Origin of the sequence: Acuticoccus sediminis, from assembly GCF_003258595.1 — a bacterium.
GTDB lineage: Bacteria > Pseudomonadota > Alphaproteobacteria > Rhizobiales > Amorphaceae > Acuticoccus > Acuticoccus sediminis.
In genome coordinates this window covers 972,099-987,468 of the sequence record NZ_QHHQ01000002.1, presented here as the reverse complement: position 1 = coordinate 987,468, position 15,370 = coordinate 972,099, and the positions used below count along the sequence as shown (strand labels likewise).

At 69.8% G+C, this 15,370-nt stretch carries 12 protein-coding genes; 6 read left to right on the top strand and 6 right to left on the bottom strand.

The annotated features are described in order from the left end of the window. Positions 1-57 precede the first annotated feature (57 nt). Together dctP and DLJ53_RS12390 are read right to left on the bottom strand one after the other, a co-directional pair. The gene (gene dctP, locus DLJ53_RS12395) at positions 58-1,119 is read right to left on the bottom strand and encodes a TRAP transporter substrate-binding protein DctP (protein ID WP_111345533.1); all 1,062 of its coding nucleotides are present in this window, start codon (positions 1,117-1,119) and stop codon (positions 58-60) included. 638 nt (positions 1,120-1,757) lie between these two features. After that, positions 1,758-2,414: a TetR/AcrR family transcriptional regulator gene (locus DLJ53_RS12390; protein ID WP_202913117.1), complete on the bottom strand. Its 657-nt coding sequence runs from the start codon at positions 2,412-2,414 to the stop codon at positions 1,758-1,760. A 238-nt stretch (positions 2,415-2,652) separates the two neighbouring features. Between DLJ53_RS12390 and DLJ53_RS12385 the strand changes: the two genes are divergently transcribed. Both DLJ53_RS12385 and DLJ53_RS12380 read left to right on the top strand, forming a co-directional pair. Continuing rightward, the gene (locus tag DLJ53_RS12385) at positions 2,653-3,984 is read left to right on the top strand and encodes an HlyD family secretion protein (RefSeq protein WP_244935059.1); all 1,332 of its coding nucleotides are present in this window, start codon (positions 2,653-2,655) and stop codon (positions 3,982-3,984) included. Positions 3,985-3,996: 12 nt separating this feature from the next. After that, positions 3,997-5,601: a DHA2 family efflux MFS transporter permease subunit gene (locus DLJ53_RS12380; RefSeq protein ID WP_111345529.1), complete on the top strand. Its 1,605-nt coding sequence runs from the start codon at positions 3,997-3,999 to the stop codon at positions 5,599-5,601. Between the two features lie 113 nt (positions 5,602-5,714). Here DLJ53_RS12380 and DLJ53_RS12375 read toward each other — a convergent pair whose 3' ends face one another. From DLJ53_RS12375 to DLJ53_RS12360, 4 genes are all read right to left on the bottom strand, one after another. After that, positions 5,715-7,931, bottom strand: a complete 2,217-nt coding sequence (locus DLJ53_RS12375) for a xanthine dehydrogenase family protein molybdopterin-binding subunit (RefSeq protein ID WP_111345527.1) — start codon at positions 7,929-7,931, stop codon at positions 5,715-5,717. A gap of 11 nt (positions 7,932-7,942) precedes the next feature. Further along, entirely contained in the window at positions 7,943-8,392 is a 450-nt protein-coding gene (locus tag DLJ53_RS12370; protein WP_111345525.1) for a (2Fe-2S)-binding protein, read from the bottom strand. A gap of 89 nt (positions 8,393-8,481) precedes the next feature. Further along, positions 8,482-9,426 carry a GlxA family transcriptional regulator gene (locus DLJ53_RS12365; protein ID WP_111345524.1) on the bottom strand — a complete coding sequence of 315 codons (945 nt, stop codon included), beginning with the start codon at positions 9,424-9,426 and terminating at the stop codon, positions 8,482-8,484. Between the two features lie 299 nt (positions 9,427-9,725). Further along, the gene (locus tag DLJ53_RS12360) at positions 9,726-10,475 is read right to left on the bottom strand and encodes an SDR family NAD(P)-dependent oxidoreductase (protein ID WP_111345522.1); all 750 of its coding nucleotides are present in this window, start codon (positions 10,473-10,475) and stop codon (positions 9,726-9,728) included. 385 nt (positions 10,476-10,860) lie between these two features. On the opposite strand from DLJ53_RS12360, the gene DLJ53_RS12355 reads away from it, so the two are divergent. Genes DLJ53_RS12355 through DLJ53_RS12340 form a run of 4 tightly spaced genes read left to right on the top strand, consistent with a single transcriptional unit; the run spans position 10,861 to position 15,323 of the window. Next, positions 10,861-13,599 (top strand): PAS domain-containing sensor histidine kinase, encoded by a 2,739-nt coding sequence (locus DLJ53_RS12355; RefSeq protein WP_425320959.1) that lies wholly within the window; start codon positions 10,861-10,863, stop codon positions 13,597-13,599. Next, positions 13,596-14,243 (top strand): response regulator transcription factor, encoded by a 648-nt coding sequence (locus DLJ53_RS12350; protein WP_111345518.1) that lies wholly within the window; start codon positions 13,596-13,598, stop codon positions 14,241-14,243. Before DLJ53_RS12355 ends, DLJ53_RS12350 begins: the two co-directional genes overlap by 4 nt. Beyond that, the gene (locus DLJ53_RS12345; RefSeq protein ID WP_111345516.1) at positions 14,240-14,629 is read left to right on the top strand and encodes a response regulator; all 390 of its coding nucleotides are present in this window, start codon (positions 14,240-14,242) and stop codon (positions 14,627-14,629) included. Before DLJ53_RS12350 ends, DLJ53_RS12345 begins: the two co-directional genes overlap by 4 nt. Beyond that, the gene (locus DLJ53_RS12340; RefSeq protein WP_111345515.1) at positions 14,619-15,323 is read left to right on the top strand and encodes a response regulator transcription factor; all 705 of its coding nucleotides are present in this window, start codon (positions 14,619-14,621) and stop codon (positions 15,321-15,323) included. Before DLJ53_RS12345 ends, DLJ53_RS12340 begins: the two co-directional genes overlap by 11 nt. Positions 15,324-15,370 lie beyond the last annotated feature (47 nt).

The window sequence follows — 15,370 nt, the reverse complement described above, 5'->3', positions numbered from 1 at the left end:
GGGGCGCCGGCCGTCACGAACGTTGCACCCGCACGCGAGGCGCGGGCGCGGCCGCGCTCAGTAGCGCGAGCCCGGGGCGAAGCGGAATTCGCTGAGGCCCGAGATGGATTTGAGGAACGAGGACTGGTCCTCGTAGACCTTCTTGAACCATTCGTTGGCGGCGGCCTGCTCGCTCGCCCACTCGCTCGACGCCTCGGCCACGGCCGTCACGAGGCTGTCGTCGACGACGATCATCTCGGCAGGGGAGTCCTTCTTCATCGTCTCGTAGGCGGCGATGTCCATCTTGGCGTAGCCGAGATAGGTCTCGAGCATCGTCATCTTGCCGGCGAGCTCCATGAGCTTCTGGTCGTTCTCCGGGATCTTCGCCCAGACGGCCTTGTTGACGATGCAGTCATGCACCGCGCCCGGGGAGTGCAGGCCCGGCATCATCATGTACGGCGCGATCTTGTCGAAGCCTTCCTGCATGTTGCCGCCGGGGCCGCCCCACTCGATGGCGTCCACGACCTTGCGCTCCAGCGCGGAGAAGACTTCCGAGCCCGGCAGGACGACGGTGGAGACGCCGAGCTTCGGTGCGATCTCGGCCCAGGCGGACGAGGTGCGCAGCTTCAGGCCCTTGAGGTCCTCGGGGGTGCGCACGGGACGGTGGGCGTGCATGAAGATCTCGGTCTCGGTCACGCCGCAGGGGATCGCCACCACGTCGAAGACGTCGTCGCGCCACTCCTTCCACAGCTCCAGCCCGTTCCCGTTGTAGAGCCACATCATGTACTCTTCGGGGTTCGGGCCGCCGGGCCAGCCGCCGAAGAGGGCGCTGGTGCGGTCCACGGACCAGTCGTAGCCGCCCCAGGCGTGGCCCATGTCGGCGATGCCCATCTGCACCGTCTCGGTGACCTTGAGGGCGGGGCCGAGGGTGCCGGCGGGGAACACGTTGATCTTCACGCGGCCGCCGGTGACCTGCTCGACGATCTCGGCGTAGCGGTTGGCGCCGATCTCGAGCCAGTGGCCTCCGGACCAGGGCGTCGCCATCGAAAGCTCGATGGTGTCCTGCGCCTGAGCGGCGTGCGGGGCGGCGACGAGAGCGGTGAGGACCGCGGCCGCGGCACCCATCTTCTTCAATTGCATTTATACGTCCCTTTGGAGCGAGGTTCGACGAGGGGGCGGGGTGGATTGCGCGGTCGAGTGGTGGATCGAAACGCGCGTATTCAGGCGCAGAGCGCGCGTGGTGCGATGGGGCTGCGTGTCGCAACGCTCAAGGAATCAGCGGCGCTGGCCTGCGACGAGGTCATCCTGCACATCCCGTAATCATGCACTACATTTGCGCTTACTGACATGTTTGTAAGCTCATTCGGCAACCGAGTTCCTGTCAACCGATTTTGCAAAAGTTGCACATTTCCAGAAAATCCTGACACACGGCCAATGCCGTCCGAGACGCAGGAACGGATGGTTGGAGCAGGATCGGGTCATCGGGTGTCGCGGCCGGTCGGGGTCGGGCCGCCGGACAGGCTCGGCGCAGCCGCGAACAGCGGTCGTCCGGCCGTCCCCGCCGAAGAATGCGGACGGCAGTTGCTGGCTGCGAGACGGCCTCGACCGGCCGGTCCGGACCGGTCAGGCCCGATGAACCGTCCCGCGCGGAGGCGCCGGCACGCACCCCGGGAAGGCGGCATCAGCCGCGCACGTCATCGGCGCCGTCACGGGGTCCGGGCGGTATCGCGGCGTGCAATTCGTGCGGGGAGACGCTCGTGCCGCGTCCCGCTGCGCCGTCAGACGCAGTCGGGGGCGTAGGCGCGCAGGAAGACGCGGACGCCGCTCTCCACCGTGGCGCGGATCTCGGCGTCGGTCGGCCGCTCGGCCAGCCCGAAGAGGAGCCGCTTGGTGATGCTGCCCTGGCACAGCGTCAGGAAGTGCGTCGCGGCCATCGTGGTGTCCTCGCCGACCTTCATCAGGCGGCCGCGCGCCACCTGGCCGTCGAAGTAGGTCGCAAGCTGCTCGATGCCGAAGCACGGTCCCATCTCGAAGAACATCCGCCCGACCTCGGGCAGCTTCTCCGCCGCGCCGATCACCATGCGGATCAGCGCGATGTGGTCCGGGTCCGCCATCAGCTTCACGAACCGCTCGCCGAGCTGCAGCAGGACCTCCTTCGGGTCGGCGTCGTGATCCTCGATCTTGAAGATCTGCTCGGCGGCGTCCTTCCGGTCGAGCTGGACGAGGGCCTCGAACAGCTCCTCCTTGCTGCGGAAGTAGACGTAGAGCGTGCCCTTCGACACCTTCGCGGCGGCGGCGATCTTGTCCATGCTCGCGCCGTCGAATCCGGCCGCCCGGAATACCCGGCGTGCGCCGTCGAGGATATCCTTCCGCTTGCCCGTGTCGGGAGCGGGGTCGGTCTTCGCGAGTTCGATCGGCCGTTCGAGCTTGTTCATCGTCATCTCATGGCGCGGACACACGCGCACGTCGAGTGTGAATGCATCCTCGCGAAACGTCTATATGGTGCTTATGATTGACTAAACGGTTCGGTCAACATAACTGTGCTCATTGACCGCACCGTTCGGTCAATGTCTCTGACGAGAGTACGGCCCCGACATGCAGCTCAGCAGCGAACATGAGACCGCCGAAGCGGCCCCCGACTCCGTGGCGACGAGATCGGCTCATCAACTGAGCGTGGCGGGAGGCCGCAGCGCCGCCCCGGCCACGGCCGAGGTCGAGCAGCGCGAGATCGCCCGGCAGGGCAGCCACCCCGCGCCCGCCGCCGCGACCGAGCCACCCGCCGCCGCACCGGAGAAACCGCGCCGCTCGCGGAAGCGGTCGATCCTCTTCGTCATCCTCGCGGTCGCCGCCAGCGCGGGCGGATACCTCGGCTACGACTGGTGGACGGTCGGGCGCTTCGAGCTTTCGACCGACGACGCCTACCTCGCCGCGGACATGTCGATCCTCGCCGCCAAGGTCTCGGGATACGTCACCTCCGTCGAGGTGACGGACAACCAGGCCGTCCGGCAGGGCGACGTGATCGCGCGGATCGACGACGTCGACTACCGCCTCGCCGTGCGGGCCGCGCAGGACCGGATCACCGTCCAGAAGGCCGCGATCGAACGCATGGGCGTCCAGATCGACGCGGCCCGGACGAGCATCGACGAGGCGGACGCGAACGTCGCCAGCGCCGAGGCCGAGCTCACCCTGACCGACGCGGAGCTCGACCGGAAGTCCAGGCTGATGAAGACCGACTACGCGAGCCGCCAGTCGCTCGACATCGCCCGCGCCGACCACGAGAAGGCCGTCGCTGCGCTTGCCGCCTCCAAGGCGGCGAAGGCCGCCGCCGAGGCGAACGTCTCCGTTCTCGAGGCGGAGCGCACCGAGGCGGAGGCGAGCCTCTCCAGCCTGCAGACCGCGCTCGCACAGGCCGAGCGGGACCTCTCCTTCACCGTCGTGCGTGCGCCGATCGACGGCGTGATCGGCAACAAGGCGGTGGAAGTGGGCGAGCTGGTGCAGTCGGGCACGCGCCTCGCCGCCGTCGTGCCCCTCGCCTCGGTCTACGTCGACGCCAACTTCAAGGAGACGCAGCTCGAGGACATGGAGGTCGGCCAGACCGCGGAGGTCACCGTCGACGCGTTCCCGGGCCGGGTCTTCGAAGGCCAGGTGGAGAGCATCTCTCCCGCCTCCGGCGCCCTCTTCAGCCTGCTCCCGCCCGAGAACGCGACCGGCAACTTCACCAAGATCGTGCAGCGCCTGCCGGTCCGCGTCGCCCTCTCGCACGAGGCGCTCGACGGCGGCGCGCTTCGCCCCGGCATGTCGGCCGTCGTGACCGTCGACATGCGCACCGGCCCCGCCACCGCGCAGGCCCATGCGTCGCAAGCGGCCCCGGCCGGTGCTGCGGCCGCGAGCGAACTCGGCTCGGCCCCCGAGGCGACGCCGGCGGACACCGGGACGCCGCCCGACACGGCGGCCGCCGCCGACGCCGCGCCGCATACCGGCCGGCGCCCGCACCGCACGCACTGAGGCGACAACGCCATGAGCACCACGACGGCCGTGAGAGGCGGACCCAGCGCCCCCTCCCCCGCTGCGCCCGCGGCGCCGGTGGCCGGCGTCGAGGGCCGGCGGATGTTCGCCTTCATCGCGATGGTGTTCGGGATGTTCATGGCGATCCTCGACATCCAGATCGTCTCCGCCTCGCTCTCGGAGATCCAGGCCGGACTGTCCGCGTCGGCGGACGAGATCTCATGGGTGCAGACCGCCTACCTCATCGCCGAGGTGGTGATGATCCCGCTGTCGGGCTTCCTGTCGCGTGCGCTCTCCACGCGCTGGCTCTTCGCGGCCTCCTGCGCCGGGTTCACGGTGATGAGCTTCATGTGCGCGACGGCGACGTCCATCGAGCAGATGATCGTCTACCGCGCGCTCCAGGGCTTCATCGGCGGCGGCATGATCCCCACGGTCTTCGCGGCGGCCTACTCGGTGTTCCCGCGCGAGAAGCAGCCGGTGGTGGCGCCCATCATCGGCCTCGTCGCGACGCTCGCGCCCACCATCGGCCCGACCATCGGCGGCTACCTCACCGAACTCTTCTCCTGGCACTGGCTGTTCCTCATCAACATCGTGCCGGGCATCTTCGTGACCATCGCCGTCGTCGCGCTGGTCGACTTCGACGAGCCGAACCTCGCCCTCCTCGACCGGTTCGACTGGGCGGGGCTCGCCTTCATGGCGGGCTTCCTCGGGAGCCTCGAGTACGTGCTCGAGGAAGGCACCCGCAAGGACTGGTTCGAGGACGCCGGCATCACCTTCTTCGCCGTCGTCTCCGCCCTGTCGGCGATCGGGTTCTTCTGGAGGGCCTTCACCGCGCGCGAGCCGGTGGTCGACCTCAAGGCCTTCGGCAACAGGAATTTCGCGACCGGCTCGGCCTTCTCATTCGCGATGGGCATCGGCCTCTACGGCCTCACCTACCTTTATCCGGTCTACCTCGCCCGCGTGCGCGACTACTCGGCGCTGATGATCGGCGAGACGATGTTCGTCTCCGGCCTCGCGATGTTCGTCACCGCGCCCATCGCCGGCCGCCTGTCGGCGAAGATCGACCCGCGCCTGATGATCGCCATCGGCTTCCTCGGCTTCGGCCTCGGCACGTGGAAGGCGTCGGCGATCACCGTCGACTGGGATTTCTGGGAGCTGCTCTGGCCGCAGATCCTGCGCGGCGTCTCGCTGATGCTGTGCATGGTGCCCATCACCAACGTCTCGCTGGGCACCATGCCGCCGGCGGCGCTGAAGAACGCGTCGGGGCTCTTCAACGTCACCCGCAACCTCGGCGGCGCGGTCGGCCTCGCGATCATCAACACCGTCATCTCCAACCGCACCGACCTTCACCTCGAGCGCCTGTCGGAGAGCGTCGTGTGGGGACGCGAGCCGGTGGACGAGATGCTGGCGACCATCACCGCGGGCCTCTCGTCCCTCGGGTCGGACGCCAGCACCGCCGCGCTCGCCCAGCTCAAGCAGATCGTCCAGGGGCAGGCGACCGTCATGGCCTTCGCCGACGTCTTCGTGCTGCTGACGGTGCTCTTCGTCGTCCTCAGCTTCGCGACGCCGCTGATGCGCCGCCCGAGCCAGCCGGGCGGAGGCGGCGGGGGCCACTAGAGGTCGTCCCGGCGATGTCCGTCGGCCGGCGCCGGCAGCGCGGCGCCGTGAGGGGCGACGTCATCCGCGTCCCCTTCGCGAGGCTTTGCGTTCGATCAGCGTGGGTCCGGTCCCTAGGCGCCCGAAAGCGACGTGTCGGCGAGCGGGAGATGCCGGACGCGCGTCCCGGTCAGCGCCGCGACTGCGTTGACGACGGCCCCCGGGACGCCGGGCAGGCCCGGTTCTCCGACACCACCCATCGGCGCGCCGCTCTCGACGATGGAGACATGGACCTCCGGCATCATCTCCCGCCGCAGCACCTGATAGGTATCGTAGTTCGCGTCGCGCCGGACGCCGTTCTCGTAGACCGCCTGCTCGACCAGCGTCTGCGACAGCCCGAGCGCCACGGCGGACTCGACCTGCGCCTTGACGATCGCGGGATTCACGACGCTGCCCGGGTCGAACGCGACCCAGACGTTGTGCACCTTCGTCGTCCCGTCCTCGATCGACACCTCGGCGATGGTCGCGGTCTCGGAGCCGAAGGGCGATGCCATCGCGATACCACGTGCCCGCTTCGTCCCGCCGACGTCGTAGGGGCCGCGCCTCCAGCCGCCTGAGATCTTCGCGACCTCGTCGAGCAGCGTCAGGTGCCGCGGACTGTGCTCGAGCAGAGTCCGGCGCAGGTCGAACGGGTCCTTGCCGCCGGCATCGGCGATCTCGTCGAGAAAGCCCTCGTAGAAGTAGTCGTTCATCGAGTGGCCGACGGAGCGCCAGAACGCGATGTTCACCGGGTGGCCGACCTTGACGTACTCCATCGCCCGGTTCGGCACGGCGTAGGGCTTCTCGGTGATGCCCTCCACGGCCGACGGGTCCGGATCCATGCCCCAGTAACGCCCGAGCGGGCCTTCGCCGATGGTGCGGGTGGATATGGCGGTCGGCATGCCCCTGTCGTCGACGGCCGCCCTGAAGCGGGTGAACGACAGCGGGCGCAGGGCGTCCATCCTGAACTCTTCCTCGCGCGACCAGACGACCTTCACCGGCCGGCCGGTCGCCTTGGCGAGCACGATCGCCTGCGGGAGCGGATTGCCGGAGCCGTACGTGAAGTGCCGGCCGAAGAAGCCGCCGAGGATCGGCGAGTGGATCCGCACCTTGTCGGGCGCAAGACCAGCCGTCTCGGCCGAGACCTTCTGGAACAGTTCGGGCATCTGGTTGGGAAGCCAGACGTCGAGCGTCCCGTCGTCGTTGAAGCGGGCGATGGCGGACGGCGGCTCGAGCTGAGCGTGCGACAGGTACGGCGCGTGATAGTCGGCCTCGACCGTCTTCGCTGCGGCGGCGAAGGCGGCGTCGACGTCGCCCTCGGCCTCGACGGTGGCGCCCGACGCCGTCGAGGCGGTCAGCGTGGCCAGCATCGCGTCCGACGAGAAGTCGGCGGCGACCGTCGCGATCCCGGTCGGCTCGGGATCGCTCCAGGTCACGTCGAGCGCCTCGACGGCCTGACGCGCCCGCCACCACGAGTTCGCCGTCACCGCCACGGCGCCCGTAAGGGTGTGGACGGAGTGGACGCCCGGCATCGCCGCCACGTCAGCCTCGTTGTTCAGCGCCTTCGGCTCAGTCCCGTAGTGCGGCGCGTGGGCGACGGCGGCGAAAAGCATCCCGTCGACGGTCAGGTCGATGGTGTACTTGGCCCGGCCCCGCGACTTGTCGGCAACGTCAATGCGCGGGGTCGGCTTGCCGATCCAGCGGAAGGTCGCGGGATCGCGCAACGCGATGTCCTCGCGCGGCTTCAGGGCCAGCGCGTCGGACGCCACGTCGCCGTACGGCACCGTCCGGCCCGATCGCTCGTGGATGACCGTTCCGTCGCGCGTCGAAAGCTCCTCCTCCTGCACCTCGAGCCTGGCGGCCGCGGCGCGGATCATCATGTCCCGCGCCGTCGCACCCAGGCGGCGCATGACGGGATAGCTGGAACGGGTGGAGAAGCTGCCGCCGGTCAGCCGCATGCCGTTGACGACCGCGTAATCCGGCCCCGGGGGCGCGCATTCGACCTCGATGCGGGCGGGGTCGACGTCGAGCTCCTCGCCGATGGTCTGCGCCATCCCGGTGGCGATCCCCTGCCCGCCCTCGACGAACGGGGAGAGCAGGCGGACGGTGTTGTCCGGGCGGATCTCGATGAAGGCGGCGACCTTGGTGCCGGGGGCGCCGGCGATGGCGGCGGCGCCGTCCGCCGCGCCCGCCGCCTCCGCGAGGACGCGGGTCGGAAGCGCCGCGCCGAGGACGAAGGCACCGGACCCTGCGAGGAAGCCGCGGCGGGAGAGACCGGCCGCAACGGGGCCGAGGAAGGAAGCGGTCGGCATCGTAGCGCTCCTCACGCTTTCGCAGCCTGCCGCACGGCGGCGGCGATGGCGTTGTAGGTGCCGCAGCGGCAGATGTTGGACATGCCGTAGAGGATGTCGTCGTCCGTCGGCTCGGGCGTCTCCTTCAGGAGAGCGGTCGCCGCCATCACCTGGCCGGACTGGCAGTAGCCGCACTGCGGCACCTGTCCCTCGATCCACGCGGCGACGACGCGCTTGCCGACGTCGTCCGCCTCGATCGCCTCGATCGTGACGACCTCGGAGGTGCCGACGGCCTCCACCGGGAGCTGGCAGGAGCGCATGGCCGATCCGTCTAGGAGGACGGTGCAGGCGCCGCACTGGGCGATGCCGCAGCCGTACTTGGTGCCGGTCATGTCGAGCGTGTCGCGCAGGACGAAGAGAAGCGGGGTCCCCTCCTCGACATCGACCTCGCGCGGCTCGCCGTTGATCTTAAGGGTGAACATGGTGGTTGCCTCTGTTCGTATGGCACACGGTGGCCTCGGCGCGCGTGGCGCCGAACGACCGGGGTACTGGCGGTCCTGAACGTCCGGGCTCAGGCAGCCGCGAGGTCGCGGGATATCCGTCTGAGATCCTGGGGTGGCCGGCCGTGGACGCGCATGAACGCCCGGCGCATGCGCTCGCGGTCGGCAAATCCGGTTTCGGCGGCGATTGTGTCGAGCGAATGGCGCGAGGCGATGATCATCGCGTGCGCCGCCTCCACTCTCAGCCGCTCGACCACCTTGGCCGGCGACTGCCCCATCGCGGCGGAGAAGGCGCGACTGAACTGGCGGGGGGAGAGATGCGCCACGTCCGCGAGCTGCGTCACGGAGAGCGGCGCCTTGAGGTTCGCCTTGGCGTAGGCGAGCACGGCCTCGATCCGGTCGGCCTTGGGCTGCAGGGCGAGGAGGTTGGAGACCTGCGTCCCGCCGCCGGGCCGGCGACGCTCCATCACCATCCTCTCGGCGACCGCGCGGGCCGCCGCCTCGCCGAGATCGGCCTCCACGAAGGCGAGCACCATGTCGATGCCCGCGGTCATCCCGGCGGCTGTCCAGATCCTGCCGTCGTTCACATAGAGCCGGTCCCGCAGCAGGCGGATCCGCGGGTAGGCCCGCTCCAGCCGCGGGAGATGGCGCCAGTGGGTCGTCGCGCGGCGACCGTCGAGCAGACCGACCTCGGCGAGAATGAAGGCGCCGGTGCAGAACGAGCCCACGCGCCGCGCATCGTGGGCGAGCCGCTTGACCTGTGCGACGAGCGCCTGCGAGCGGCACTCGGTGCCGGCGAACGCGCCGACCACGAGCGTGTCGTACGTCGCCGCACCGATCGGCCGCGTCTCCACGCAGAAGCCGGCGGCGGTCTCGACCAGACCCCCGGTCTCGGACAGCAGCTCGATGCCGTAGGCCGGGACATCGGTCAGCGTATTGGCCGTCTGCAGCACCGTCATCGCGGCGAGCGACATGAGCTGCATCGGCGGCACGGCAACGAGACCTACGGTGATCATGGCAACCCTCGATCCGGTAGCGACACCCGAAGTGAAGCCGATTTATCCGGGTTCCACTGCTTATCCGCTAGTATAATTCAGCTCTACATTGTGGACGGGTGATGTCCGAAAACGCGGTGCAAATGACCGTCGGCACGCGCGCGATACCGGCGTGGCCCCGTTTCGGCCCCGGGCCGCATGGACGGACGCCCATGCGGCCCGAAGGCGTCCCGTCCCGGCCGTGATGGCGTGCCGTGCCGAGCCCGGAACGCCCCACCCCGCACTCGTCTCGGGTCGCTCTGGCTTGTCAGACCGATGTTTCAGGACACGCCGAGACCGCCATCGACGGTGACGATCTGGCCCGTCACCCAGTCGGCGGCCGGATCGGCGAGGTGGACGATCCAGCGCGCGACGTCCTCCGGGCGCCCGCGGCGCTTCAGCGGGACGGCCTCGCGTTCCTCCGCCTCGATCGCGGCGGCGTCGGCGGGCGACAGCCCCATCATCCCGGTCAGGGCGCCGGAGTCGGTCGGCCCGGCTGCGACGGCGTTGACGCGCACCCGCTGCGGCGCGAGCTCCAGCGCCCAGCAGCGCGTCAGGTGCTCCAGTGCCGCCTTGCTGGCTGCATAGTGCGAGAGCGCGCCGGCAGCCTTGTGGCCGAAGGTGCTGGAGATGTTCACGATCGCTCCCTGGGTCGCCGCGAGATGAGGCAGCGCGGCTCTCGCCATGAGGGACGGCCCCACCACATTGACGGCCAGGATCGCGTTGATCCGGTCGGCGGTGGCCTCCGCCAGCGGCAGGATCGCGCCCGCTCCGGCGTTGTTCACGAGGACGTCCACCCGCCCCCATTCGGCGACCGCCATTCGGACGGTGCGGTCGACGTCGTCGGCCTCGGCGACGTCGGCAACGCATGCGGCAATGTCGGGATGCTCCGCGGTCACGTGGCGGAGCGGCTCCGGGCGCCGTCCGGTCACGAGGACCCGGGCGCCGAGGCGGGCAAATCCGAGGGCGGCGGCACGACCGATCCCGGAGCTGCCGCCCGTCACGATCACGACCTTGTCGTTGAAGTCCATTGTGGGTCTTTCCATCAGCATCGAGTTTGAGAAAGGCGCGGCAGCCGGAGGCGGCAGCGCCGCTCCGGGCAGGCCCGGTCGACCGTCGTGGCCGCAGGGCGAAAGCCGGTCGCGGGAGGGTCGCCGGCGTTGACGTTGCGATCCCGGCGGAGAAGATCGCCCGCCGGGGGGCTGGAGCGTCCGCAGGCGGGGTCGGCAGGGGTGAGACGTGGTCACCGGAACGGCCGGCCACGGCCGGAATCTCGTCATTCGATGCTGCCGGACAACCTGTCCCGAGGTCGTGGATACGCTCGCCCTCGGGCGGCTCTGACGCGCGCCCGGCACCCGGGGCCCGGCGTTCCGACCGGCGTCAGCCGACCATCGCGGCGGCAGGCTGGCCGAGTGCATGGATTTCCATGAGGTGCGGGTCCGTCCGCTCGCGACTAAACTCGGCACGGGCCGGCTTCGGAGCCGCGCCATGGGATGCGGTGCCCGTTTCCGCGGCGTCTTCCGGCAGGAGCAGCTGAACATGCGAGCCGTCATTCACTACCAGCGCGAAACGCTCGTGCTCGTCGCGGTCCTCGTCGGCCTTGCCGCCTCCCAGGTCACCGGAACCCCGGTCGGCCTCCTCGCCCCGCTGTCCGCCGCATTCCTCTACATGAGCGGCGCGGCCGCAGGCGTCGTGAACGGCGTCCTCGCGGCTGCAGCCGGCCTCCTCGCCGTGACGGCCGGCCTCGCACCCGATGGCACCGGCGATATCGCGCTGCACTGGGCCGCGTACTGCGCGTTGGCCTTCTCGGTCGGCGCGACGGCCGCGGCCGGCGGGGCCGGACGTCCGGACGCGCGGTCCGGGCACGCGACCCGGATCATCGAGGCGATGCCCGCCCACGCATGGTCGGCCGATCCGGACGGCCGCTTCACCTACGTCAGCCCAAACACGCTGGAGTACCTCGGTTCACCCGCCGAGGACCTCGAGCCACTGCCGGATTCGGACGAGTTCGGCTGGCGCCGCGTCGTCCACGCCGACGACTATGCCCGCGTGATCGCGGCCTGGCGGCGTTCCCTCGCGACGGGCGAGCCGTACGACACCGAACATCGCATCCTGCGCCGCGACGGTGTCTACAGGTGGTTCCGCAATGCGGGGCGGGCCGAGCGCGATCGTGACGGTCGCATCGTCGGCTGGCACGGCACGACGATGGACATCGACGAGCAGAAGCAGGCCGAAGCGGCGCTCGTCCAACGCGAGCGGGAGCTCTCGCAACTCGTCGACCTTGTCCCGAGCCACCTGTGGCGCCTCGCGCCCGACGGTCGGCCGATCTTCTTCAACCGCCGCATGGTCGACTTCCTCGGTTTCGACGTCGGACGCCTGACCTCCTCCGGACTGGGACGGCTCGACGACCTGGCGGACGGGGTCCATCCGGACGACCGGACCGCGTTCCGCCACACCCTCGGCTGGTCCCTCCTCGCCGGCGAGAGCTTCGCGCTGCGTTATCGCCTCCGCCGGGCGGACGGGGCCTACCGCTGGATGTCGAGCCGCGCGGAGCCCCTGAGGGACGAAGGCGGCCGCATCGTCCAGTGGTATGGGCTGTGCGTCGACATCGACGATCAGGTGCGCGCCCAGGACGAGGCCCGGGACCGGGAACGGGAACTGTCGACATTGGTGGACATGGTCCCCGGGCTCCTCTGGCGCCTCAATCCCGACGGAAAACCGGTCTTCTTCAGCCGGCGCATGGTCGAATACTTCGGAACACAGGTCGACGAGTTCGACCTTCCGGGACGGGCCGGGCTCACCGCGTCGGTCGCCGCGCACGTGCATCCGGACGACCTGGCGCGCGTCAAGGCGACGCTCGATCACTCCCTTGCGACCGGCGAGGGCTTTTCGCTCACCCATCGCCTGCGGCGCATCGATGGCGTCTACCGCTGGATGTCGGTGCGGGCCGAACCCTTGCGGGACGAGCACGGCGCGATCATGCACTGGTACGGCCTCTGCCACGATATCGACGATCAGCTGCGGATCGAGGAAACGCTGCGCGAGCGTGAGCGCTTCCTCTGGCAGCTGGTCGAGACGCTGCCGGCGATGATCGTGTGCGCCGACCCGGCCGGGGAGCCGGTCTACCGCAGCGAGCGGCTCCGCAGCTACCTCGGCTTCGGCCTCGAGGCGCTCGACGAGGCCGGCAGGTCCCGGCTCGACCAGACACTCGACGCCGCGATCCATCCCGACGACCGCGCAGCGGTGAAAGAGGACTACGCCCGCTCGCTCGAGACCGGTGCCCCCTACATGCGCAAGCATCGCCTGCGTCGCTACGACGGCGAATATCGCTGGGTCGAAACGCGCGCCGCGCCGATGCGCGACGGGGACGGCGCCATCGTGCAATGGAACGTCATCTGCCTCGACATCGACGGGGAGGTGCGGGCGGGTGAAGAGCTTCGCCTCGCGCACGAGCGGCTCGCCCGGGCCAGCCAGGCGGCGAGCCTTGCCGAGCTCTCCGCATCGATCGCCCATGAGGTGAACCAGCCGCTGGCGGCCGTCGTCGCCAATTCCCACGCCTGCCACCGCTGGCTGTCCGCCGAGCCGCCGAACCTCGAGCGCGCGAAGACGACGGCCGACCGCATCGTCCGCGACGCCAATTCCGCGGCCGACGTGGTGGGCCGTATCCGCGCCCTCTTCAGGCCGTCGTCCGACACAAGGGACAGCGTGGCGCTCACCGCCATCATCGATGAGGCGCGGGGGCTGATGGCGGAGGAGGCGACGCGGCGCTGCACCCGGCTCATCGTCGACATCGCCTCGGATATTCCCGCCGCGAACGTCGACCGCATCCAGATCCAGCAAGTGCTGGTCAACCTCATCCGCAACGGGATGGACGCCATGGATGCCGTCCAGGGCGAGCGTTCCATCCGCATCGCCGCGCGGCAGACGAACGACGCCATCCGCATCGAGGTGTCCGACCGCGGCGGCGGCATCACCTCGCCGGAGAAGATCTTCGAGCCGTTCTATTCGACGAAGGACAAGGGCATGGGTATGGGGCTGGCGATCTGCCGCTCGATCGTCGAGGCCCACGGCGGCAGGCTTTGGGCGGAAGCGAACGCCCCCCAGGGCGCCACCGTCATCTTCACCCTGCCCGTCGCTGCGAAAGTGACAGCATGAGTGGAGAGGACTTCGTCGTCTACGTCGTCGACGACGACGCGCGGATCCGGGAGGCGCTCGACGAACTGCTCGCCTCGCACGGGATGCGCGCGATCCTGTTCGCCTCCGCCGGCGACTTCGTCGGCGCCGAGAAGCCGGATGTTCCGGCGTGCCTGATCCTCGACGTCGAGCTGCCGGACATCAACGGCCTTGAGCTTCAGCGCCAGATCGCAGCGGGGGAGCATCCGCCGATCGTCTTCGTCACCGGGCACGGCGACATCCCCTCGTCGGTGCGGGCGATCAAGGAGGGTGCCGTCGACTTCCTGACCAAGCCGTTCAGCGACGCGGACCTGATCGCCGCGGTCGAAGCGGCGGTCTCCCTGGACCGGGCGCGGCGGGCCGCACGCGCCGAACTCGCCGAGCTGCGGCAACGCTACGGCGAGCTGACGCCGCGGGAACGCGAGGTGCTCCCGCTCGTCGTCAGCGGTCTCCTCAACAAGCAGGCTGCGGCGGAGCTCGGCATCAGCGAGGTCACGCTGCAGATCCACAGAAGGAACGTCATGAGCAAGATGGCGGCCGCGTCTCTGGCCGATCTCGTGCGGATTGCCGAGCGGCTGGAAGTCCCCATCACCCATTCGCGGCGCCGTCCGGGAGGCTCGTCGTGAGCGCGAGACGGTCCGTCGTCGCGATCGTCGACGACGACCCCCGCCTGCGGGAATCGGTCGAGGAGCTTCTGGAATCCGCCGGCTACGTGGCCCGGAGCTACGCGTCGGCGCGGTCGCTGCTGGTCAGCGGCTTCGCGGGTCTCGACCTTCTCATCACCGACATCGGCATGCCGGACATGGACGGTTTCGACCTTCGCGACTGCGCGAAGGAGGTGCGCCCCGACCTCCCGGTCTTCCTCATCACCGGCCGTCACGAGATCGCCGACCAGAGCCGCGCCCGGGGCACCGCCGGCTTCTTCCGCAAGCCCTTCGACGGCAACGCGCTGCTCGCCGCCGTCGAGGCCGCCTTGCGCACAGCCAACAGGGAGGACGACGATGGGACGTGAACGACCGACCGGGCCACGGCAGGCACCATCCGCGGCCGGCGCGAACACCGCGGAGGAGCCCCGCGTCTTCATCGTCGACGACGATTCGGCCGTGCGCGAGGCCATCTCGGAGCTGGTCCTCACCGCCGGCCTTCAGGCGGTCGCGTTCGCCTCGACCCGAGAGCTTCTGGGTGCCGACGTGCTGGACTGTCCGGGCTGCCTGATCCTCGACGTGCGCATGCCCGGCGCGAGCGGGCTCGACCTGCAGAACCAGCTCGCCGAGAGAGGCGACCGCAAGCCCGTGATCTTCCTGACCGGACACGGAGACATTCCGATGACCGTGCAGGCCATGAAGGGCGGGGCCGTCGATTTCCTCACCAAGCCCGTGCGTGACCAGACCCTGCTCGACGCGGTGCTGACCGCCATCGCCCTCGATGCGAGGCGCCGGGCGGAGGCGGCCGTCGTCCGCCGCAATGTCGAGCGGCTCGACACGCTGACGCCGCGCGAGCTCGAGGTGCTGCGCGAGGTAGCGCTCGGGCGGCTGAACAAGCAGATCGCCTACGACCTCGGAATCAGCGAGGTGACGGTCAAGCTCCACCGCGGCAACGCGATGCGCAAGATGGAGACCGCGTCGCTCGCCGCGCTGATCCGGCTATGGGAGACGTTGCCTCCCGATCGGCGCGACACCGCCCCCGCCGTCCGGCGCGCCCACTGACGGCCCGCCGGACGGGATCGCACCGCTGGGCCGCCCGCCTGACCTGA